General features: G+C 73.3%; 7 protein-coding genes. 1 reads left to right on the forward strand and 6 read right to left on the reverse strand.

From position 1 onward, the window contains the following. The first annotated feature begins 22 nt into the window (after positions 1-22). Positions 23-1,330 (forward strand): MFS transporter, encoded by a 1,308-nt coding sequence (locus tag ACZ4Z4_RS16050; protein ID WP_468327283.1) that lies wholly within the window; start codon positions 23-25, stop codon positions 1,328-1,330. A 23-nt stretch (positions 1,331-1,353) separates the two neighbouring features. Here the strand turns inward: ACZ4Z4_RS16050 and sbnB are convergent, their stop codons facing one another. Genes sbnB through ACZ4Z4_RS16080 form a run of 6 tightly spaced genes read right to left on the reverse strand, consistent with a single transcriptional unit; the run spans position 1,354 to position 23,118 of the window. Next, complete coding sequence (gene sbnB / locus ACZ4Z4_RS16055; protein WP_468327285.1) at positions 1,354-2,373, reverse strand: 2,3-diaminopropionate biosynthesis protein SbnB; 1,020 nt, start codon at positions 2,371-2,373, stop codon at positions 1,354-1,356. A gap of 14 nt (positions 2,374-2,387) precedes the next feature. Further along, complete coding sequence (sbnA, locus tag ACZ4Z4_RS16060; protein ID WP_468327287.1) at positions 2,388-3,425, reverse strand: 2,3-diaminopropionate biosynthesis protein SbnA; 1,038 nt, start codon at positions 3,423-3,425, stop codon at positions 2,388-2,390. Continuing rightward, a complete protein-coding gene (locus tag ACZ4Z4_RS16065; protein WP_468327288.1) occupies positions 3,422-4,957 on the reverse strand; it encodes a condensation domain-containing protein in 1,536 nt (511 codons plus the stop codon). Before ACZ4Z4_RS16065 ends, sbnA begins: the two co-directional genes overlap by 4 nt. After that, complete coding sequence (locus tag ACZ4Z4_RS16070) at positions 4,957-15,249, reverse strand: amino acid adenylation domain-containing protein (RefSeq protein WP_468327290.1); 10,293 nt, start codon at positions 15,247-15,249, stop codon at positions 4,957-4,959. Before ACZ4Z4_RS16070 ends, ACZ4Z4_RS16065 begins: the two co-directional genes overlap by 1 nt. Beyond that, positions 15,246-19,664, reverse strand: a complete 4,419-nt coding sequence (locus ACZ4Z4_RS16075) for a type I polyketide synthase (RefSeq protein ID WP_468327291.1) — start codon at positions 19,662-19,664, stop codon at positions 15,246-15,248. Before ACZ4Z4_RS16075 ends, ACZ4Z4_RS16070 begins: the two co-directional genes overlap by 4 nt. Beyond that, on the reverse strand, positions 19,657-23,118 hold the full coding sequence (locus tag ACZ4Z4_RS16080; protein ID WP_468327292.1) for a non-ribosomal peptide synthetase: 3,462 nt from the start codon (positions 23,116-23,118) through the stop codon (positions 19,657-19,659). The genes ACZ4Z4_RS16075 and ACZ4Z4_RS16080 overlap by 8 nt, the downstream gene beginning before the upstream one ends.

Consider the following 23,118-nt stretch of genomic DNA (forward strand, 5'->3'; position numbering starts at 1 on the left):
GGCCAGAAGGACGCATACTGCCATGCGCAAGAAATCGGTACTGGCCTCGACGGGCTTCTTCCGTGTCTGGGCCGCCGAGTCGATCTCCCTGACCGGCGCCCAGATCACCACGTTCGCGCTGCCGCTGGTGGCCGCGGTCAACCTCGACGCGTCCCCGTGGGAGATGAGTCTGCTCGTCGCCGCGGCCGGCATGGCGAGTCTGACGCTGGGGCTCTCCGCCGGGGTGATGGCCGACAAGTACGAGCGGACCGCGGTGATGCACGTCGCGAACTTCGCGCGCCTCGCCGTCCTGATGTCCGTGCCGTTCCTGTACTGGGCCGACGCGCTCAGCGTGTGGCTGCTCGCCCTGGTGACGTACCTGATCGCCGCCCTCTCGCTGCTCTTCGAGAGCGCGATGACGCCCTACGTCCCGCGGCTGGTGGGGCGGGACAAGGTGGGGCCCGCGAACTCCTGGCTGGAGGCGAGCGAGGCCGTCGGCGACGTGGGCGGCCCCGGCCTCGCGGGCATCCTGGTGCAGTCGTTCGGGGCGCCGATAGCCGTGGTGATCGACGCCTGCTCCTACGTCGTCAGCAGCGCGGCCCTGATCGGGCTGCCGAAGGCGCACCCCGCCAAGGAGCGCCGGACGGAAGAGCCCGAGGAGTCGCACTTCCGGGCCATCCTGAGCGGGCTGCGGGTGCTGCGCCGGGACCGGTACCAGTGGCCGCTTGCGGTCACCTCGGTGTTCTTCAACTTCTTCTCGTCCGTCTTCGCCGCCACGTACATGCTCTACGCGCTGCGCGTGGTCGGGCTGAGCCCGGCACTCCTCGGCGTGATGACGATGCTGGGCGGTGTCGCGGGGCTGACGGCGGCGATGGTCAACCAGCGGATGATCGCCCGGTTCGGCATCGGTCCGACGGCGATCATCGGGCTGGCGCTGCCGGGCCTGACGGGGTTTCCCGTGGGGCTCGTGCACCACTTCGACCGGCCGGTCGCGCTCGTCCTCATCGGGATCGCGCAGTTCTCCTGGGTCTTCGGCATCGTGGTCATGCACGTCTGCGTGAACACCATGCGGCAGACGATGGTCCCCGAGCATCTTCAGGGCCGGATCATCTCGTCGGCGCGTTTCATGGGGCTCGGGGTGCAGCCGCTCGGCGCGCTGGCCGGCGGTGCCGTCGCCTCCACGGCCCTCGGTCTTTCCGGCGCGCTCGTCACGGCGACGGCCGGGCTGATCCTCGCGGCGGCGTGGCCCCTGTTCACTCCGGTACGCACGCTGCGTTCGGTCGACGACCAGGACGACCACGGGGACGACCTGCTGCCGCCGCGGGAGCCCGCCGTGCCCGCGGACAGCTGATCCGCGGGCACGGGGCCCGCGGGCTACTCCAGGCCGAAGAAGTTCTCCATCGTGACCGCCGAGCCCCGGCGGACCGCTTCCGCGTGGATGAAGCGGGCGACGGCCAGGTCCAGTACGCCGAGGCCGAACGGCGAGAAGACGCGGGGGCGGCCGGGGTCGGGCGCGAGCCGCCCCTCGATCAGGTCGGAGACCGTGCCGGCGACGAAGTCGCGGTTGCCGGTGGCCTGTTCCGCCAGGTGCGGGGAGGTGTTCGCCTTCAGGCAGTGGTCGACGTCGTCCAGGATGTTCTGCGCCGCGAGGACGACGGGCACCCCGAGGTCGCGCAACGACACGTTGAGCACCGTCTGTTCGGGTGTGAGCAGGGAGGCGTCGTGCAGCCACGGCTCCCCCGCCGTGGTCGCGAGGACGACCAGCTCCGCGCCGCGTATCGCGTCCTCGGCGCCGGTGGTGACGGCCTCGGCGTTGTCGCCGCGCGCCAGGAGGTCGTCCCTGAGCTGTTCGGCGCGGGCCGGGACGAGGTCGTGGATCACATAGCGCCCCGCTTTCCAGCCGGTCTCCCGCAGGTACTCCAGGATGCGCCGGGCGATGGGGCCGGAGCCGATCACGGCCACCCGGGACGCGGACTTGTCCGGGTGCAGCAGGCCGGCCGCGAGCGCCGCCGACGCGGCGGTGCGGTGGGCGCTGATGGCCGAGCCCTCCACGCAGGCGAAGGGGAACCCGGTCGCCATGTCGTTGAGGACCACGACGGCCGAGGCGCGCGGCAGGGTGCCGGCGGCGTGGTTGCCCGGGAAGCTCCCGATCCACTTGATGCCGGCGACCTCCTGTTCGTCCTGGATGCGGGAGGGCAGCGCGATGATCCGCGCCTCGGGGCGCTCGGGGAAGCGCAGGAAGTAGCTGTCGGGGTTGGTGGTTCCGCCGCGGCCGTGCAGCCGGTAGATGTCCGACACCAGGCCGACGACGTCCTCGTGGCGGCCGTCGAGGACCTCCGCGACGGCGGTGGCGCCGATCACCTGGAACGTCGGGGTGTTCGTGGAGTGGGGCAACGTACTGGCTCCGTTCATGAGACAGGGTGCTCGGTGAGGTAGTCGCTGAGCGGCCCGCACAGGGGCCGGCCGGGGCCGGTCGGGAACAGGACGTCCTCCGTGTCGAGCTCCACGAAGTTGTCCCGCAGCCACTGCGGGTCGTAGACCGTGTCCAGGTACTTGTCGCCGAGGTCCGCGCTGATGCCGACGACCACGCTGTCCGGCGCGAACATGTCGGCGTCGGCGGCGATGGCGTGCAGCACGTGGCCGGTGGAGCAGCCGACGAGCAGCCCGTGCTCGTTCACCGCCTGGTGACAGCGGAGCACGGCGTCCCGCTCGGCCACGTACGTGATGCGGTGCACCTGGTCGGCGTCCGCGATCTCCGGCGGGCGGCTGGTGCCGACGCCCGGCAGCCGGCGGCGGCCCGGCCTGCCGCCGCCGAAGGTGACCGAGCCCTCGGGCTCCACGGCCACCAGTTCGGTCTTCGGGGAGAACTCGGCGAAGTGCCTGGCGATGCCCATCATGGTGCCGGTGGTGCCGGTCCCCACGTAGAGGTGGGTCACGTCGGGCAGGGAGCGCAGGATCTCCTCGGCGGTCCAGCGGGCGTGCGCCTCCAGGTTCGCCGGGTTCGCGTACTGGTTCAGCCAGATCCGGTCGGGTGCCTCGGCGACCAGTCTGCGCACCAGGTCGAGGCGGGTCTGAAGGTAGCCGCCCTGGGCGTCCTTGGTGGTCACCGCCTCTATCTGGCCGCCGTAGGCGCGGATGGCCCGCAGGTTGGCGGGTGACACGTTGGGGTCGGTGACGCAGATGAATCCGTAGCCGCGCATGCGGCAGACCATGGCGAGCGCGAGGCCCAGGTTTCCCGAGGAGGACTCGACCAGGGTGGAGCGGCCCGGGTGCAGCCGCCCTTCCCGCTCCAGCCGGTCGACCATGAACAGGGCGGGCTTCAGCTTGATGGAGCCGGTGGCGCCGAAGCCCTCCAGCTTCAGCAGGGTCCGGCCCGCCGGCGTGAAGCCGGTCAGCTCGAAGAAGATTTCGGGGAAGCGGAGCTCGAACGGATTCGCCGTGATCACGTGACCGCCTCCGGGCCCGGCAGGGCGCCGACGGTCGTCCCCGGGTCGGCGACGACGTGGCGGACGACCGCGGCCATGTCCCGGACGATCCGCCCGACGGTCGCCAGGTCGAGCAGCGCGGTGGTGCACTCCAGGTCGAGGCGGAGCGTGCCGGGTCCTTCCAGGACGCTCAGGGTGAGGTCGAACCGGCAGGCCAGGCAGGGGAGTTCGGGCAGGGCCGCCTTCGGGTCCCCCACTTCCTCGGTCATGCCGGCCGCGGCCCAGGGGCTCGCGCCCGCGTCGGCCGTGGCCATGTTGAAGAACCCGTCGACCAGCGGGTCCTCGCTCATGTTCCGCCGCGCCGACACCCGGTCGACGAGGGCGTCGTAGGGGTACTGCCCGTGGTCGATCGCGGCGAGCACGCCGTCCCTGACGGTGGCGGCGTACTCGGTGAAGAGCAGCCGGTCCGCGGGGAAGGAGCGCACGGGCACGGTGTTGACGAACAGGCCGAGCTGGTCGTCGAGGCCGACGCCCGCCCGCAGGTCGACGGGGAAGCCCACGACGACTTCGTCCCGGCCGCTGAACCGGTGCAGGGCGACGTGGTACGCGGCCTGGAGGAACGTCGCCGTGGTGAGTCCCTGGGCGCGGCAGTACGCGTCGACCGCGCGCAGCTCCTGACCGGTGAGGTCGACGTGCGCCCGGCGGGAGTCGGTGCCGAACAGTTCGGGGTGTGCCTTGACGGGGTCGGGGCCGCCGCGGGGCGCGGCGGAGAACACCGTGTCCCAGTGGGCGGCCGCCGCGCTCAGTTCGGCGCCTTCGAGGTCGTTCTGCCAGACCGCGAAGTCCTTGTACGTGCGGGTCTGCGGGGGCGGGGTCCCGCCGTGGTGGATCCGGGCGAAGTCACGGGCGAACGGCTCCCGTGAGGCCGCGTCGAACACCAGGTGGTGCTTGTCGAGGAGCAGGTAGTGCAGGTCGTCGCGGACCTCGACGAGCCGGCCGCGCAGCAGCGGCGGCGCGGTGAGGTCGAAGGGCCGCACGAAGTCCCCGGTGTCCCGCGGTGTGAAGCCGGGGTCCGTGACGCGTTCGAGGTGGAAGTCGACCTCGTCGTGGACGGTGAACCGGGGCTCGTCGTCGACCAGGTCGAACCCGGTGCGCAGCCCTTCGTGCCGCCGCACGAGCGCGCGCAGGGTGTTCTCGACGTGTTCGGCGTCGACGGGTCCGTCCAGGCGCAGGACGTCCAGGATCTGATAGGTGACCGAGTCGGGGTAGAGCAGCTGGGTGTAGTAGAGGCGCTGCTGTCCGAAGGAGAGCGGGTACCACTGGGCGGGCGGGGCCGCCGGGAGGCGGGCCGCCGCCGGGCCGGTCCCGCCGCCGGCGGTGAGCCTGCGCAGGAGCTCTTCCTTGGACGCGCGCACGAGGGCGAGCAGGTCGTCGTCGACGGCGCCCCGGGGGGCGTCCAGCACGAGCCGGCCGTTCTCGGCCCGCAGCTGGACGCCCGCCGTACGCAACCGTGACAGCAGACCCGCCACATCCGCGGCGGTGATGCTCGTCATCAGATGTAGAACTCCTCATGGTCCGTGGGCGCCGCGGTGTCGCCGCCCGATTCGAGCCACTTCGCGTTGTCGATGTGCTCCGCCAGCGCGCGGGCGGTGGGTACCGGGAAGAAGTCCATCAGCCGGATGTCGACGCCGAAGGACTCGCGGATCTCGGCCATCAGGGCGACCGCCTTCAGCGAGTGGCCACCCGCCTCGAAGAAGTTGTCGTTCGGCCGGGGCGCGTCGACGCCGAGCACCTTGGCCCAGACGCGGAGCACCTCGCTCTCGGTGGCGTTGCGGGCCTCGGCAGGCTCCGCCTCGCCGGTCCCCGCGGGGCCGCCCTTCTCGGGCAGGGGCAGGGCCTTCCTGTCGACCTTGCCGCTCGTGTTGAGCGGCAGCTCGTCCAGGACCACGTAGGCGCCGGGCCGCAGGTAGGAGGGGAGCCGGTCGTCGAGTTCGCGGCGGGCCGTGTCGGCCACTGACTCGTCCTCGGCGACGAGGTAGGCGCAGAGGTAGGTCTCGCCGTCGGAGCTCAGGGGCACCACGCGGGCGTCGAGGACTCCGGGGCAGGCGCGCAGTGCGGCCTCGGTCTCGGCGGGTTCGACGCGGAAGCCGCGGATCTTGAGCTGGTCGTCGTTGCGGCCCATGAACTCGACGGTGCCGTCCGGCAGCCGGCGGGCGAGGTCGCCCGTGCGGTACATGCGGGCGCCCTCGACGAACGGGTCGGGCCTGAACGGTCCGTCCTGGTCGTCCTCCGCGCCCAGGTAGCCGCGGGCGACGCCGGGACCGGAGACGCAGAGTTCGCCCGCGATGCCGTCGGGGGCGGGCTCGCCGTGCGGCATGAGGATGTAGACGCGGGTCTCGTCGACGGGGGTGCCGATGGGGACGGACACCGCGTCGTCCTCGACCTTGTCCACGCGGTGCGCGGTGGCGAACACCGTGCTCTCGGTGGGTCCGTAGCCGTTGATCAGGCGGCCGGGGCCCATGTGTTCGACGACGCGGCGGGCGTGCTCGGCCGACATCCGTTCGCCGCCGGTCACGATCGTTCCGATGGGCTCCAGGCACTCCATGGAGACGTCGGCGAGCAGGTGGAAGTAGGCGGTGCTGAAGAAGGCGACGCTGATGTCCTCCGCCCGCACGAGGCGGTGCAGCGCCGTCCGGTCGAGGAGCTCCTCGTGGGAGGGGCAGACCAGGGTGGCGCCGTTGAGCAGGGCGGTGTACATGCTGGCCGCGGACATGTCGAAGCCCCAGCTGGTGGCCTGGAGGACCCGGTCGTCGGCGCCCGCGGAGAGGTAGGCGGGCCGGTGGGAGAGGCGCCTGACCCCGGCGTGTTCCACGAGGACGCCCTTGGGGCGGCCGGTGGAGCCGGAGGTGAACATGATGTAGGCGAGGTCCTTGGGGCCGTTGACCTCTTCGAGCCGTTCGGCGGGGGTGTCCCCGAGCGCGGCGTCGGGTGCGATCACGCGGATGCCTTCGGGCAGCGCGGCCTGCTCGGCGAGGTCGCCGACCAGCACCGTGGCGCCGGCCGCGGTGAGGAGTTCGCCGACGCGCGCGGTGGGCGTGGCGCGGTCGAACGGCACGTAGGCGCCGCCCGCCTTGAGGACGGCGAGCATCGCGGTGACGGTGTCGTGCGAGGCGCCGGTGAGGATGCCGACGGGCTCCTCGCGGCGCACCCCGTGCTCGTCCCTGAGCTTGCGGGCGAGCCGGTTGGCGCGCTCGTCGAGCTCCGCGTAGCTGAGCCGGACGCCGTCGCCGACCAGCGCGGTGTGCTCCGGTGCGCGGTCGGCCGCCTGCTCGAACAGGGCGTGCAGCGTGTCGCCGTCGGCCCCGTCGCCGACCGGGGCGCCGATGAGGCGTGCGCGCTCCTCCTCGGTGACGAGGCGGGCCTCCCCCATGGGCGCGTCGGGGGCGGCGAGCACCTGGTCGAGGAGGCGGGCGAAGTGGCGGCCCATCTGCTCGACGGTGTCGAGGTCGAAGACGTCGGTGGCGTACTCCTGGACGACCTGGATGGTGTCCTCCCGCTCGTACGCGGAGAACGTCATGTCCATCTTCGCCACGCCGATGCTGACCGACTCGGGGACGCCGGTGACGCCGTCCATGTCGAAGGCGTAGGAGGCGAGGTCGGTGAAGACGAACATGAAGTCGAAGAGCGGGTTGCGGCTCGCGTCGCGCGGGATGTCCAGCTCCCTGACGAGCTCCTCGAACGGGTAGGCCTGGTGCTGGAGTCCGTCGACGACGGTGGCGCGCACCTCGTTGACGTAACGGCTGAAGGGCTTGGTGCGCTCCGGGGCGGTGCGCAGCGGCAGCGAGTTGCCGAACATGCCGATGATGTCGGCGCACGCCGGGTGGTAGCGGCCGTCCACGGGGCTGCCGACGACGACGTCCTGCTCACCGGTGTACTGCGAGAGCAGCAGGTTGAAGGTGCTGAGCAGCACCATGTACGGGGTGGCGCGGTGGCTCTTGCAGTAGTCGCGCAGCCGCCGGGTCAGTTCGGCGTCCAGGGCGAAGGAATGCCTGCGTCCGGTCAGGTCGAGCACCGCGGGGCGCGGCCGGTAGGGGAACTGGAGGGCGGGCGGCGGGTTCTCGAACCGCTCCAGCCAGTACGCGCGGTCCTTGGCGTAGGAGTCGGAGCCGCGGTAGAGCTGCTCCCACTCCGCGAAGTCCTTGTACGTGAGCTCCGCCGGTGCCAGCGGCTCGCCGCGGTAGGCCGTGGAGAGGTCCCGGAAGAGGACGGGCATGGAGCCCTCGTCGAGGACGATGTGCGGCAGGTCGAGGAGGAGTACGTGCTCGTCGCCGCCGGGGCGGGCGGCGAGGGCCGTGCGCATCGGCGGTCCGGTCCGCAGGTCGTGCGGCTTCACCCAGCCGCGCACCAGCTCCTCCAGGGACTCGTCACGGGTGCCGAGGTCGGTGACGGGCACGTCGACGGTGGACAGGACGCGCTGGACGAGCCTGCCGTCCTCCATGTGGAAGGTGGTGCGCAGGATGTCGTGCTTGGTCACCACCGCGTCGACCGCCCGCCGCAGCCGCTCGCGGTCGACAGGACCCCGTACGACGAAGGCCATGGGGATGTTGTAGAGGTTGCTGTCCGGGTCGAGCGTCCACAGGAAGTGCATGCGCTCCTCGGCCGCGGACGCCCGGTAGGTCTCCTTGTCCGGGGCGGCCTGGATGGGCGCCATCGGGTCGAAGGCCTGGGCCGCCACCACGTCGCCGAAGTCGCGCAGGACGGGGTTCTCGAAGATGGTGATGCCCGGCAGGTCGATGCCGAAGGCCTCGCGGACGAGCTGGGTGAGGCGGATCGCCGAGATGGAGTTGCCGCCGAGCTCGAAGAAGTCGTCGTCGATGCCGAGGTCGTCGTGGCCGAAGAGGGTCCTGGCGGAGCGCAGCACCACGTCGTCCACGGAGTGCCGGGGCGGGGTGACGGCGTGCTTGCGGCCGGTGAAGACCCGGGGCTCCTCCAGCGCCTTGCGGTCGACCTTCCCGCTGTCGTTGAGGGGCAGCGCGTCGAGCGGCACGAGGTGCGCGGGGACCATGTAGTCGGGCAGCTGCTCGCGCAGGGCGGCGCGCAGCGCGTCGGTGTCGAGGGTGGTGCCGGGCGCTGCGACCACGTAGCCGACGAGGTAGGAGCCGCCTCCGCCCGGCACGGGGAAGTGCTTCACGACCGCGTCGGACACCTGGTCGAGGCCGTCGAGGACCCGCTCGATCTCGCCGAGTTCGACGCGCTGGCCGCGGACCTTCACCTGGTGGTCGGTGCGGCCGAGGATCTCGATCTGCCCGTCCTCGCGCCACCGGGCCATGTCGCCCGTGCGGTAGACCCGGCCGAGGCGCTCGGGCTCGACGGGGTTGTGGTCGAGGAACGCCCGCGCGTTGGCCGGGGTCTCGGTGAGGTAGCCGCGGCCGATGGGGACGCCGGCGACGAGCAGTTCGCCGCGGACGCCGACGGGGACCGGCCGCAGCTCCTCGTCGACGATGTAGACGGAGCAGTTGCGGATGGGCTTGCCGGTCGGGGTGAGGTCGCCGTCCGGGACGGTGGTGACCGGGTGCAGGACGTCGTCGGCGGTCTCCGTGGCGCCGTACGCGTTGGACATCACGGTGTCGGGGAAGCGGGCGTACCAGCGGGCCACCAGGGACGGCTTCAGCGGTTCGGCCTGGAGCACGACGTGGTGCAGGGCGGTGAGGATGCCGGTGCGGTCGGAGAGGTCGAGCTCGTCGAGCATCATCGCGAGGTAGCTCGGGACGAGTTCGAGGACGGTGACGCCGTGCCGGTCGACCTGGTCGACGAAGGCGGCCGGGTCCTCGACGACCGCGTCGGGGTAGACGCGGGTCAGGCCGCCGCCGAGCAGCGGGGCGACGAACTGCCACACGGAGATGTCGAAGGAGCTCGGGGCGTTCTGCGCGAGGACCTCGTCGGGGCCCTCCAGTTCGTAGTCCTCGATCTTCGCGAGGACGTGGTTGAGCATGGCCCGCTGCTCGATCACGATGCCCTTGGGCTCACCGGTCGAGCCCGACGAGAACATGATGTACGCGGCGGCGTCCATCGGCCGGCGCAGGCCGAGCGGTCCGCCCGCCCCGGCCGCGCCCTCGGCGACGAGGTCGGGGTAGCGCAGCCAGGTGACGTCGCCCGCCACGGACTCCGGCTCGTACTGCTCCTCGGAGACGACCGCCACGGCGTTGCTCAGCCGGAGCACCTTCAGGTGCCGCTGGAGGGGGTGCTTGGGCTCCAGGGGGACGTAGGCGGCGCCGCACTTCCACAGGGCGAGGATGGTGATCAGGAACTTCTCGGAGCGCGGCAGCCTGATGCCGACCACGGACTCCGGGCCGATGCCGAGCCTGCGGTGCAGGACGTCCGCGAGCCGGTCGGCGCGGTCGTCGAGCTCCGCGTAGGTCAGGGTGCGGTCCTCGCAGGCGACGGCCGTGCGGTCGGGGGTGCGGGCCGCCTGCTCCTCGAAGAGTTCGCAGACGGTCCGCGAGCCGAGCTCGACGTCCGGGCCGCGCCCCCAGGCGAGCAGCTCGGCGCGCTCGTCCCGCTGCCGCGGGTCGATGGCGGCCAGCGGCCGGTCGCTGTCCTCGGTCATCGCGAGGAGCACGTCGCGGAAGAGCTCGGGCAGCCGCCGGGTGACCGCCCGGGGGAACGAGTCGAGGTGCGTGTCGAAGTCGCAGCGGTAGCCGGACCCCGTGTCGGTGACGGTCGCGTAGAGCGGGTAGATGGCGTGCCGGACCGGGGTCAGACCCGCCTCCTCGATGCGCAGCCCGTGCATCTCGGGCAGCGTCACCTCGCGGTCGAAGGCGAGGACGGTGCGGAAGACGCGGCCCGCGGAGCCGGTGGCGGCCCGGTCGAGCGCGTGCACGGTCTCGGCGAACGGGTACGTGTCGTGGTCCATGGCGTCGAGCAGCTGGTCCTGGACCGCGCCGACGCAGGCGCCGACCCGGTCGCCGCCGTCGGGGCCGAAGCGCAGCGGCAGCAGGTTGGTGCAGTAGCCGACGGTCTTGTCCAGGTGCGGCGGGCGGGCCGCCGACGGCACGAGCAGCATCAGCTCGCGCTGGTCGGTGAGGCGCTGGAGCAGCGTGCCCCACGCCGAGACCAGGTAGGCGAAGACGGTGACGCCCTGTGCGGCGGCCGCCCTGCGCAGCTTGGTGAGGAGCTCGCCGTCGAGCTTCAGGGTGCGGCGCTCGCTGAGGAACGTCGGGAGCACCCGGTGGGCCGCGCCGGGCAGGTCGAGCTCCGGGGCCCCCTCGGTGATCTTCTGCCAGTACGCCCGGTGGGTGGCGGCGTCGGGCGAGGCCGCGTTCTCCTGCTGCCAGGCGAGGAAGTCGCGCAGCTGGGGTATGGGGCCGAGGCCGGCGGAGACGCCGGTGCTCGCTTCGTTGTAGAGCGCGACGAGGTCGCCGAGGATCGGGACGGTCGACCAGCCGTCGGCGGCGAGGTGGTGCACGCCGAGGTGGAGCAGGTGCCGGTCCGGCGCGGTGCGGATGACGGTCACCTTGAACAGGGGGCCGTTCACCAGGTCGTAGCGGCGCGCGGCCAGCTCCTCCAGGAGGCGGTCGCGCTCCTCGTCGCTCGTGACGGCCTCGGTGCGCAGCACGGAGTCGAGCGGCAGGTCGGCGCTGCCGCGGACCTCGATGGTGCTGCCGTCCGCGCTCATGGTCATGCGCAGCGACTCGTGCCGGTCGATCAGCCCCCGCACGGCGGTGCGCAGCGCGGCCTCGTCCAGGGTGCCGTGGAGCCAGAAGTCGGCGTTCAGGTTGTAGGCGAGGGAACCGCCGTCACTGATGTTGGCCAGCGCCCAGAGCTGTTGGTGTGCGCGGCCTGCCGGAAAGGAGGCTCCCTCGCCGGCGGTGGCCGCCGCGGACGCAGGGGTGGTGACGGGTGCCGCTGCCGCGGGGAGCGCCGGGGGCGCGCTCGCCGCGCCGGAGAGCGGGGGCAGCAGCTTGTTGTCGCGCAGCTCCTCGATCGACTCGCGGATCACCCTGCGGGTGGTGGTCAGGTCGTCGTCGGTGTGGGCGGTGGAGAGGAAGCAGCAGCGCCACTCCCAGACGTAGACGCCCTTGTCGAGGAGGTTGTAGTAGAAGAGGTCCATGTTCGCGTCGTGCTCGAAGCGGAAGAGCGAGGCGAACCGGTCGACGCTGATGGGGACTTCGAGGGCCTTGAAGTCGGAGTTCAGGTCGTCGGTGAACCGCTCCGTCCGGCGGGCGAGGTCCGCCTGGAGCGCGGGGCCCGTGGCCCGCATCTCGTCCAGTACGGTCTTCGCCGCGACCATGGAGAGCGGGTGCTGGCAGAAGGTGCCGCCGAAGAAGGTCGATTCGACCGTCGGGTAGGAGTTGTCGCCGTAGTGCCAGACGCCGCCGTCGATGGCGTCCATCACGCCGCCGCGGCCGGCCACCACGCCGAGCGGCAGGCCGCCGCCGATGACCTTGCCGTAGGTGACGATGTCGGCCTGGATGTCCCACAGGCCCTGGATGCCGCCGGGGTGGGCGCGGAAGCCGGTGACCATCTCGTCGAAGATCAGCTTCGCGCCGTGCTTGTACGTCAGACGGCGCAGCTGGCGCAGGAACTCGGGCTGCTGGTTCCCGGGGTGACGGGTCGTCACCGGCTCGACCATGACGGCGGCCAGTTCGCTGCCGTGCCGGTCGATGAAGGAGAGGGCCTCCTCGGTGCCGAACTCCAGGACGTAGACGTCCTGGACGCTGCGGGAGGTCACGCCGGTGGCGATCGGCTTCGTGCGCAGGTCGCCGTCGACCCAGGTCGGGGCGGCGAGCACGCCGTCGGCGTGGCCGTGGTAGCCCGTCGAGAAGATGACGATCTTGTCGCGCCGGGTGGCGGCGCGGGCGAGGCGGACCGCGTTCATCACGGCCTCGCTGCCGGTGTTGACGAAGGCGACGCGCTCCATGCCGGTCAGCTCCAGGATGGAGGCGGCCACGTCCTCGGTCAGCTCGGTGCGCGGCCCGAGGCCGAACCCGACGTCCATGCGTTCCCGCACGGCGTTGATGATCGGCTCGTACTGGTGCCCGAAGAGGTGGACGCCGAAGCCCATCGTCAGGTCGACGAACTCGTTGCCGTCGACGTCCCACAGGCGGGCGCCGCGGCCCTGCTCGGCGACGATCGGGAAGAGCAGCTCCTTGGTCGACATCCGGAAGCCGATGGTGGAGCGGCTGTCGGCGATCAGCGGCCGGAACCGCTGGGCGTACTCCTTGGAGTTGCGGGTGCGCCGCGAGAAGCGGTCGATGAAGCCGTCCAGGTACTGCTTGCGCGCCGCGGTGTCCGGCGGCAGAGCGGCGGTGGACCGCATGCGCGGGGCGAGCGGGACCTTCGGTCCCGCGCCGTTCTGTTCGGCGGGGACGGGGAGCTGAGCGGGTGCGGCGGTGACCGGCTCGGGGGCGGTGACCGGCTCGGGGGCGGTGACCGGCTCGGGGGCCGGGGTCGGGACCGTGATCGGGGCCGGAGCGGTGACCGCGGGCGCTGCGGAGCCGTACGCGCTCTGGATGACGTCGAGCTGCCGTCCCATCAGCTTCAGCTGCTCAGAGGTGATCTGCTCGATCGCGGACATACCGACGGGGCTCATGGGGATCGCGGGTGCCGTGACCGGAGGTGCGGGAGCGACCTGAGGTGCGGGAACGACCACCGGCGAGAGCTGCACATCCGGCGCGGCGGGAGCGGGGGCAGGTGCGGGGGCGGGCACCGGTGCGGCCTCCGTGACCGGAGCCGGAGCCGCGGCCGCAACCGGAGCCGGAGCCGGAGCCGCGACCGTCGCACCGGGCAGCCGCTGCGCGTCCGCGTGCCCGACCAGGTAGTCGGCGAGCTCATCCAGCGTCTGGAACTCACCGAAGAACTGCCGCATCGAGAGCTTGCAGCCGTACCGCTCCTCCAGGGGCTGGAGGATGCTCAGCAGGAGCAGCGAGTCCGCGCCCATCTCCAGGAAAGGCACATGGGCGTCGAGGTCCTCGGGCGCCATCTTGAAACGGGTGGCGACGACGGTCCTGAGTTCGTCGAGAAGAGCGTCTTTCATGGCCTCGTCCTTGTGAGTGGTGACAACGGGCTCGGGAACGGCTTCGGGCTCGGGCTCGGGCGCGGATACGGGCTCGGGGGCCGTCTCGTCGGGCCAGTAACGCTTGCGCAGCATGGGGTGGGTGGGCAGGGGAAGCCGGCGGCGCGCACCGGTGTGGAGCGCGGCCCAGTCGACCTGTTCGCCGGAGAGCCAGCGGGCGCCCACCGCTTCGAGGGCGCCGGCCCCCTCGGGCGGCCGGACCTCGCGGGTCCGGCCGGGGGCGACCTCACCGTCCGTCCAGCGGCCCGCGGCGAGCGCCGCGACGGCGGCCTCGCAGTCGGCGGCCACCAGCGTCCGGCGGTACCGGTGGGCCTGGCGGCCGCGTTGCAGGGTCCAGGCCACGTCCGCGAGGTCGAGCCCGGGCCGGTCCTCCAGGTGGCGGCGCAGGTTCTCGGTGTGCAGCTCCAGCGCCTCGGGGCTCCGCGCCGACCAGACGAGGAGCTGTTCTCCGGCGCCGGTGCCGCCCGCCGGTGCCGGATGCGGCTCGGGCGCCTCCTCGACGATGACGTGGGCGTTGGTGCCGCCGATGCCGAGCGAGTTGACCCCGGCGAGCCGCCGCCCTCCGACGGGCTGCCAGTCCAGCGCCTCGGCGCACACGTAGAACGGGCTGTTCAGGAAGTCGATCTCCGGGTTGGGCCGGTCGAAGTGGAGGCTCGCCGGGATCCGGCGGTGCCGCAGGGCGAGGACCGTCTTGATCAGCGCGGTGACACCGGACGCGGAGTCCAGGTGGCCGAGGTTGGACTTGACCGAGCCGATGGCGCACACCCCGCGCCGGTCCGTGCCGAACGCCTGGGTCAGCGCCTTGAACTCGACGCCGTCGCCGAGCGGTGTCCCGGCCCCGTGGGTCTCCACGTAGCCGATCTCGTCGGCCGTGACGTCGGCGGCGGCGAGCGCCTCCCGTACGGCACGGGCCTGGCCCACCACGCCGGGCGCCGTGTAACCGGCCCGCTGGGCGCCGTCGTTGTTGACCGCGGAGCCGCGGATGACGGCGAGCACGGTGTCGCCGTCCTCGATGGCGTCCTCCAGGCGGCGCAGCACGACGACGGCGGCGCCGTCCCCGAAGATCAGTCCGCTGCCGTCGGCGTCGAAGGAGCGGCACTGTCCGTCGCGGGAGAGCGTGCCGCCCTGCCGGTAGAGGTAGCCGGTGTGCTGCGGCAGGCGCAGCGCGACGCCTCCGGCGAGCGCCATGTCGCACTCGCCGTCGAGGAGTTGCTGGCAGGCCAGGTGCACGGCGACCAGTGAGGTGGAGCAGAACGTCTGGACCGTCAGCGCGGGGCCGGTGAGGTCGAGTTTGTACGCGACCTTCGTGGCCAGCGCGTCGGGCTCGTTGCCCGCCTTGACGTAGGTGTCCGTGACGTTGTCGTACTCGGGCCGGTCGAGGAGGTCCTGGTAGCCGCTGCGGCGGGTGCCGGCGATGATGCCGACCGGTCCGTCGAAGGTGCCGGGGCCGTGGCCCGCGTTCTCCATGGCCTCGTGGCAGACCTCCATGAAGATCCGCTGCTGCGGGTCGGTCAGCTCGGCTTCCCGGCCGGTGTAGCCGAAGAAGGCGGCGTCGAAGTACTCGACGTCCTTCAGGTGGGAGCCGCGCTTCACGTAGTCGGGGTGGCGCAGGGTCTCGGCGGGGACCCCGGCCCGGGTCAGCTCGGCGTCGACGTAGCCGCGGACCGTCTCCCGTCCCTCGTCGAGGACGCGCCACAGCTCGTCCACGCCGTCGGCCCCCGGGAACCGTCCGGCCATGCCGACGATCGCCACACTGGGATGCTCACTCACGCGTCCCGGTCCTTTCTGTTGTTCCGGGCCGCGCGCCTGCGGGAACGCAGGTCCGCCCGTTGTTCGGCCCTTGCCATGACGTCGTCGGTCTCGTTCCGGTCGTCCGTGTCCCCCCTGAGCCGTGCCGTGAGGTGGTCCACCGTGGGGGCCTGGAGGACGTCGGCGGCCTGGAGCGGGATGCCCAGGCGTTCCTCGATCCGCAGGACCAGTTCGACGATGAGCAGCGAGTCGCCGCCCAGGTCGAAGAAGCTCTGGTCGTAGCGGTCGATCTCGGTGTGCAGGACCTCGCTCCACACCTCGGCGAGCCGCTGGTCGAGGCCGGGGCCGAGGTCGGGCGCGCCCGCCGTCTCCGCGGCTTTGCGCGCGGCGCCTGTCACCGGCTTGGCCCAGCGCCGCCTGCGGGTCTCCAGGTCGACGGTGGAGACGGCGAGCCTGCGCTCATCGACGCGTCCGAGGACCAGGTCGAAGGCGCGCAGTCCCTCTTCGGGGCTCAGCGCGTACGAGCGCAGTTCCCGCCAGGCGTCCGACGCCGTCCCGGTGGGCGGCTCCGCGTTCGGGCCCGCCCACCCCTCCCAGTCGACGCTCAGCCGCCGCTCGCGTCCGAGGGCCACGCTGTCGAGGAAGGTGTTGGCGGCGGCGTACGCGGCGTACCCCATGCCGCCGACCACGGAGGCCAGCGACGAGACGTGGCAGCCGAAGTCGATCCTGCGGCCCGCGAAGACGTCCTCCAGGACCAGGGCGCCCCGCACCTTGGGGGCCAGCGTGGCGCGCCACTGCTCGCGGCCGGTCGCGCCGAGCCACTGGACGGCGTCCCCGAACGGCACACCGGCCGCGTGGAACCAGCCGTCGACGGCGCCGAACCTGCGCTCCGCCTCCGCGACGGCCTCCGCCATGGCGGCGCGGTCGGTCACGTCCGCGGCCACGGTCAGCAACCCGCCCGCGACGTCGGCCAGTTCGCGCAGGGCGTGCACCTTGGCGTACGCGGGGTGGTCCGGGGTGTGCGTGTCCAGCCACGCGGCGTACGAGGCGGGGTCGGGCAGCGGGGTGCGGCCGGTGAGGACGAGGCGGGCGCCGTACTCCTTCGCCAGGTGGCCGGCGAGCGTGAGGCCGATGACGCCGAGGCCGCCGGTGATCAGGTAGACGCCGCCGGGCCGGAGCGCCGTCGTCCCGTCGGCCGGGCGGGGCGCGGGCGCGGGCCGGAAGCGCTGCACCCAGCGGTGGCCGTTGCGCAGGGCCACCGCGGTCTCGTCCGGCCGCTCCGCGGTGAGTTCGGCGAGCAGTTCGGCGGCGGCCGGCGGGGTGGGTCCCGGGTCGACGCACCGGCAGTCGAGGCCGGCGAACTCCTGCGGGACGACGCGGACCGCCGCGCTCACCGTGCTGGTGGCCGGGGCGACCGGTTCGCCGCCGAGCACGTCGAAGACGTGGCGGGCCACGACGGAGATCCGGGCGCTCCCGCCGCGGGCCGCGCCGCTGAGGGCGACGGCCGTGTCGAGGAGGGTGTAGAGGCCGCGCTGCTGTGCTTCTTCGGTCTCCGCCGCGGTGGGCAGTCCGGCATCACCGTGGTCCGGGTCGTCGAGCGACCACAGGTGCACGACGTGGTCCGGCACGGTCCCGTCGGCGGCGAGGGCCGTGAAGAGCGACCGGCAGCCGTCCGGGTCGCCCGGGTCCAGGGTGAAGGCGCGCGGGCCGACCCGTTCGAAGCGGGGCCCGACCCGGACGCTCACCGCCTCGGTCCCGTGGGCCGCGAGCTCGGCGCGCAGCCGGGCGCCGAGGCCGCCCTCGTCCTCGAAGAGGAGCCAGCGGGAGCCGGCGGGCGGTTCCGCGGCCGGGCCGAGTCGGCCCGCGCGCTCCCAGGACTCGGTGTAGAGCCACTGCTCGGGGTGTTCGGCCCGGTGCGGCGCGGTGCTCTCCGGAGTGTCCTCGGCCGCGGTGGCCTGCTGGGCGGAGGGGCCGGGGAGCGGGACGAGCGTGCGGCGGTCGAGGGGGTGGGGCGGCAGGGCCACGCGCCGCCTCGGGCCGTCCCGCCACTCGGTCCAGGACACGTCGTGCCCAGTGGTCCACAGGGCGGCCGCCACGTCGAGCAGGTGCTCCTCGACGTGGTCGCCGGTGTGGCCGGTGGCGGGCAGGGACAGTTCGGAGACGTCCTCGGCGCGGTAGGCCAGCGCGCTCCGCTCGTCGGGGGCGACGGCGAGGACCGCTCCGGTGAGGTCACCCGGGGCGGCGGCCTGGACTGCCCCGGCGAGGTCGCCCTCGGGTGTTCCGGCTCCCGGCGCCCATATCGCCTCGGTCCAGTGGCGCTCCGGGACCATGGCCGGGTCCAGGGGGCCTCCCAAGGCGGCCGAGAGCAGGGGCAGGGTGCCGGGCCCGGTCCGGGGCGCGGGCGTCCCGGTGAGGAGTCCCGCCCGCCCCGCGAGCAGGGCCAGCGCGTCGGCCAGGGGCAGCGCCTCGGTGACGCAGGCCGCGGCGAGCTCGCCGACGCCCGCGCCGGCCACGGCGTCCGGCACGAGTCCGGCGTCGAGCCAGAGCGTGGCGATCGCGTACTGGGAGAGGAACGTGGCGAGTTCACGCAGGGCGGGCTCCGGCCGTCCGGACAGCGCCCCGGCGAGCACGTCGGCGGCCCGTGCGGGAGCGACTCCGGCGTCGGCGAGCAGGCTCCGGGCGCGCTCCAGGACCGTACGCACGGAAGCGAACCCGGCGACGGGTCCGGCGAGCGCGGGGCCGTACGGGCCACGGCCCAGGTACAGGGTGACCGGTGCCGCGAGCTCGACGGCCCGGTCGTGCGGCAGCGCGGCGCCGGAGCGGAGCCGCTCGGCCACCTCCCGGTGCGTCCGTCCGCGCACCGCGACGCGGTACGGGAAGGCGCGCCGGCCGACGAGCAGGGTGTGGGCGACGTCCGCCAGGGCGGGGGCGTCGGCGGAGGCCGTGTCGAGGCGGTCGGCCAGCCGCTCCAGGGCGGTCCTGAGCGCCTTGGGCGAGGCCGCGCTGACAGGGATCAGGTGCGGTCCTGCCGGGGCGGGCGCGGCGGCGGGCGCGGGCGGCGCCTCCTCCAGGACGGCGTGCGCGTTGGTGCCGCCGACGCCGAAGGAGCTGACGCCGGCCCGGCGCGGGGCGTCCTGCGCCGGCCAGGGCCGCAGCTGGTCGTTGAGGTAGAACGGGCTCTCGTCGAGCCGCAGTTCGGGGTGCGGGCGGGTGAGGTGGGGGTGGGGCGGGAGCTGCCGGTTCCGCAGGGCGAGCACCGCCTTGATGAGGCCGGTGACGCCCGCCGCGCCCGCGAGGTGCCCGACGTTGGCCTTGACCGAGCCCAGCGCGCAGAACCCGGTGTCGGCCGTCTCCGTGCCGAACGCCTCGCGCAGCGCCGCGACCTCCACCGGGTCGCCCAGCACGGTGCCGGTGCCGTGGGCCTCGACGTAGCCGATGGACCGGCCGGGGACCTCGGCGACGGCGTGCGCCTCGGTGATCACGTCGCGCTGTCCGGCGACGCCGGGAGCGGCGAAGCCGACCTTGCGGGCGCCGTCGTTGTTGATCGCCGTGCCCTTGATCACGGCGAGGACCTCGTCGCCGTCCAGGAGCGCCTCGCTCAGCCGCTTCAGCGCCACGATGCCCACGCCGTCGCCGAACGCCGCGCCCTTGGCCTGCTCGTCGAAGGGCCTGCACCGGCCGTCCGGGGAGAACATCAGGCCCTCTTGGTGGACGTAACCGGGCCGGGGCGGCACGTGCACCGAGACGCCGCCCGCCAGCGCGATGTCGCACTCGGCGCTCAACAGGCTCTGCACCGCGACGTGGACGGCCACCAGCGACGTCGAACAGCCGCTCTGCACGTTGACGCTCGGCCCGGTGAGACCCAGCTTGTAGGAGACCCGGGTGGGCAGGTAGTCCTTGTCGTTCGTCAGCATCAGCTCGGTGCCCTCCAGGGAGAGCAGGTCGCAGCCGCGTGCCAGTACGTTGACCAGGTAGGTGTTCATCGAGGCGCCCGCGAAGACGCCGACGACGGGCTGGTCCGGGTCGTCCGCCCGACCGCCGGAGTACCCGACGGTGTCGAGCAGCTCCGAGGCGGTCTCCAGGAAGATCCGCTGCTGCGGGTCGAGCAGCTCGCCCTCCCTGGCGCTGTAGCCGAAGAAGGTGTGGTCGAAGCCGAACGGGTCGTCCAGGCCGCCGCGGGACTTCACGTAGCGGCCGTCGCCGAGCAGTTCGTCGGTGACTCCGGCGGCCCGCAGCTCGTCGTCGGAGTAGAAGCCCACGCAGTCGTCGCCCGCGCTGATCCGCTGCCACAGTTCGTCGCAGTCGCGCGCGCCGGGGAAGCGGCCGTGCATGCCGATGACGGCGATGTCGCCGGGCCGCACTCCCCCGTCCTGTCCTTCGCCCTCTTCGAGCCCGTCGTACTCATGGGCCTCGTGGGCCTCGTAGGGGTCACTCATGGTCGCCTCCGGCTGCCTCGTCCCGCCGGGCCCGGTGGCCACGGCGCAGTGCCGCTTGGGGGCCGCCGCGGGCGGCCGCTTTCCGCAGTGCGGCGCGGCGGCCACCCTGCCCCTCCGGTGCGGCGGGCCGGGCCGCCGCGGCCGGTGCGAGGCGGCGGGCCTGCGCGGCGACGGTCGGGTACGCGAAGAGTTCCGAGACGGCGACCGGGGCCGCGCCGGGTATCTCCCGCAGTTGCTGGTGCACTTGGAGCAGGAGCATGGAGGTGCCGCCGACCTCGAAGAAGTTGTCGCTCCTGCCGATCCCGTCGCGGCGCAGGACGCGGCGCCACACCTCGGCCACGGCCCGTTCCATGCGGTTGCCCGCGGCCGGGGCCGCGGAGTGCCGGGGCAGCTGCCGGGCGCGCTCGGCCTCGACCAGCCGGGCCACCGCGGACCGGTCGGTCTTCTGGTTGACGTTGAGGGGCAGCCGGTCCGGGAAGACGAAGGAGGTGGGCACCATGTACGGGGGCAGCGCGTCCTGGAGCGCGGCCCGCAGCTCCGCCTCCGCCGGCGCGGCGCCGGGGCGCTTCGGCACGACACACGCGGTCAGGCTGCGGGTGTCGGGGCCCGTCCCCTCGACCAGGACGACGGAGCGGTCCACGCCCGGCACCCGGTCGAGGGCGGCCTCGATCTCCTCCAGCTCGATGCGGTAGCCGCTGACCTTCACCTGGTTGTCGGCCCGGCCCAGGATCTCCACCAGGCCGTCGGCGTCGACCCGCGCGAGGTCGCCCGAGCGGTACATGCGGGCGGCACCGCCCGCGAAGGGGTCGGGCAGATAGCGCTCCGCGAGCAGCTGCGGCCGGTTCACATAGCCGCGCGCGACGGCCTGTCCCCCGATGTACAGCTCCCCGGTCACCTCGGCCGGCACGGACTGGCCGTGGGCGTCCAGGACGTACAGCGCCGCGTTGGCGAGCGGGCCGCCGACCGGCACGGAGGCGCCGCGGCAGTCCTGCGCGCACACCCGGTGGGCGGTGACCCAGACCGTGGTCTCGGCGGGGCCGTAGCAGTTCCACAGCGTGCCGCACCAGTCCAGGGCGGACCCGGCCGTCCCCGCGGAGAGCAGCTCGCCGCAGCTGAAGGTGTGGCGCAGCCGCAGTCCGTCGGCGCCGTGGGCGGCGACCTCGGCGGCGAGGCCGTGCAGCGCGGACGGGGTGTGCGTCAGATGGGTCACGCCCTCCGCGACGAGCAGCCGGCGCAGCGCGTCGGGCGCGCGGGCGGTCTCCGCGCCGACCACCACGAGGCATGCCCCGGAGAGGAGGCTGCCCCAGTGCTCCCAGACGGACAGGTCGAACGCGGTGGAGTGGAAGAGGCACCAGACCGCCTCCGGCTCCGGCTCGACGTGTTCCCGCATGGCTTCCAGCAGGCTCAGGACGTTGCGGTGCTCGACGTCGATTCCCTTGGGGGTGCCCGTGGAGCCGGAGGTGTAGACGGTGTAGAGCAGGTCGTCCGGGGTCAGGGCGGGCGGCTCCGGCGCGCCCTCATCCGCGTGCTCGCCCTCGTGGGTGTCCGCGTACTCGTCCGCGTACTCGTCCATGTAGAGGAACCGGACCCGTGCGTCGGCTCCGTCGAGCAGGGGGGCGAGGGCGCGGGTGGTGAGCACCGTCGTGGCGCCGCAGTCGGCGAGCATGGCCCGGAGCCTGGCCGGGGGGTGGTGCGGGTCGAGGCAGACCGCGGCCGCTCCCGCCTTGACCGTGGCCACCAGGGCCACCACGGTCTGCGGCGAGGGCGCGAGCAGGTGCGCCACCCGGTCGCCGTGCCGGGTGCCGCTCGCGCGCAGGGCCCGCGCCCAGCGGTCACCGAGACCGTCGAGCTGACGGTAGGACAGTTCGGTTCCCTCGTGCCGGACCGCCGGCCGGTCGGCGTATGTCCTGGCCACCGTGGTGAAGCGCCGCAGCAGGCTGTCGTCGGCGTCGAGCACCGGCTCGGGGGCCGCGCCCGCGGCCCGCGGGACACCGGAGCCGGTGCCCAGCGGCAGGCTCGCGACGGCGGCGCGCGGGTCGTCGAGGGCGGCCCGCAGCAGGGCGGTGTAGTGCTCGATGACCCCGCGGGCGGCGGCGGACGAGAAGACGGCGGGCCGGTACTTGAGCGTCCCGAGCAGCCGTTCGCCGTCCTCCGCGACCTCCAGCATCAGGTCGAGCTGGCCCTCCTGCTGGGGCAGCCGGTGGGGGCGCAGCGTCAGTCCCGCCCAGGGCACGGCCGGCGCGTCGGCGCCGGGCCCGTCCCCCCAGTGCAGGGCGGCGAGGCCCGGCAGACGCTGCGGCTTCTGGTAGACGAACAGCGTCTGGAAGACGGGGTTCACGCCGGGCACCCGGCGCGGCGCGAGCTCCTCCACGAGCCGCTCGAAGGGGTAGTGGTGCTCCAGTGCCTCGGTGACCGCGGTCCGGGTGCGCCGCATCAGCTCCATGAACGACGGCTCGTCGGAGAGGTCGCCGCGCAGCACGACGGGGTCCGCCAGATATCCCACGCTGCCGCGGAAGGCGGGGTCGGTGCGCCCCGACACCGGCATGCCGACCAGCACGTCGTCCTGCCCGGTGTACCGCGCGACCAGCGCCTGGTAGGCGGTGAGCTGCACGATGTACGGGGTGGTGTTCTCCTGCCGGGCGAAGGCGAAGACGCGCTTGGCGAGTTCGTCGTCGAGCCGGAAGAACTCGGAGGCTCCGGCGGCCGGGTCGGCGTCGGGCGCGACACGGAAGCGGGGCCAGTCGACGATGCCGAGCTCCCCCGCGAGCCGGTCGTGCCAGTACGCGGCGGCACGCGCGCCCTGCTCCCCGGCGAGGAACCGCTCCTGCCAGGCCACGAAGGAGCGGTACGGGGCGTTGCCCTCGGGCAGCCGGGTGTCCGTGCCGTCGCGCTCCCCCGCGTACAGCGTGCCCAGTTCGTCGACGAGGAGTTCCAGCGACCAGAAGTCCGCCACCAGGTGGTGGACGACCAGCAGCAGGACGGCGGCGTCCGCGCCCGTGCGGAAGAGGGCGGCGCGGAACAGCGGGCCGTGTTCGGCGTCGAAGGGCTGCCGGTAGGCGGCGCGGACCTCGGCGTCGAGCCGGTCCGCGTCCCATCCGGTGGCGTCCGTCTCCTGCCAGCCGGGCTCCAGCCAGCCGTGCACGATCTGCCGGACGTCGCCGTCCCGCTCGTCGAAGGTGGTGCGCAGCGCCTCGTGCCGCCCGGCCAGGGAGCGCAGCGCGGCGTGCAGCGCGCCGCCGTCGACGGCGCCCTGCACCCGGGCGGCGAAGGAGATGTGGTACGAGGCTCCGGCGGGGTCCACTCGGTGCAGCAGCCACATCGAGCGCTGCCCGTAGGACAGGGGGTGTTCGGCGCGGGCGGGAGCCGCCCGGCGGCGCAGTTCCGCCTCGACGCGCCGGCGCAGGGTGCCGGCCCGGGCCTGCCCGGTCTCCACGGTGTTCGCGGTGTCCGACAT

This window comes from Streptomyces sp. NPDC030245 (genome assembly GCF_055572995.1).

Coding starts and splice junctions, on each gene's coding strand:
- ACZ4Z4_RS16050 (WP_468327283.1), top strand. CDS start 23: ATGCGCAAGAAATCGGTACTGGCCTCGACGGGCTTCTTCCGTGTCTGG.
- ACZ4Z4_RS16065 (WP_468327288.1), bottom strand. CDS start 4,957: ATGACGAGCATCACCGCCGCGGATGTGGCGGGTCTGCTGTCACGGTTG.
- ACZ4Z4_RS16075 (WP_468327291.1), bottom strand. CDS start 19,664: ATGAGTGACCCCTACGAGGCCCACGAGGCCCATGAGTACGACGGGCTC.
- ACZ4Z4_RS16080 (WP_468327292.1), bottom strand. CDS start 23,118: ATGTCGGACACCGCGAACACCGTGGAGACCGGGCAGGCCCGGGCCGGC.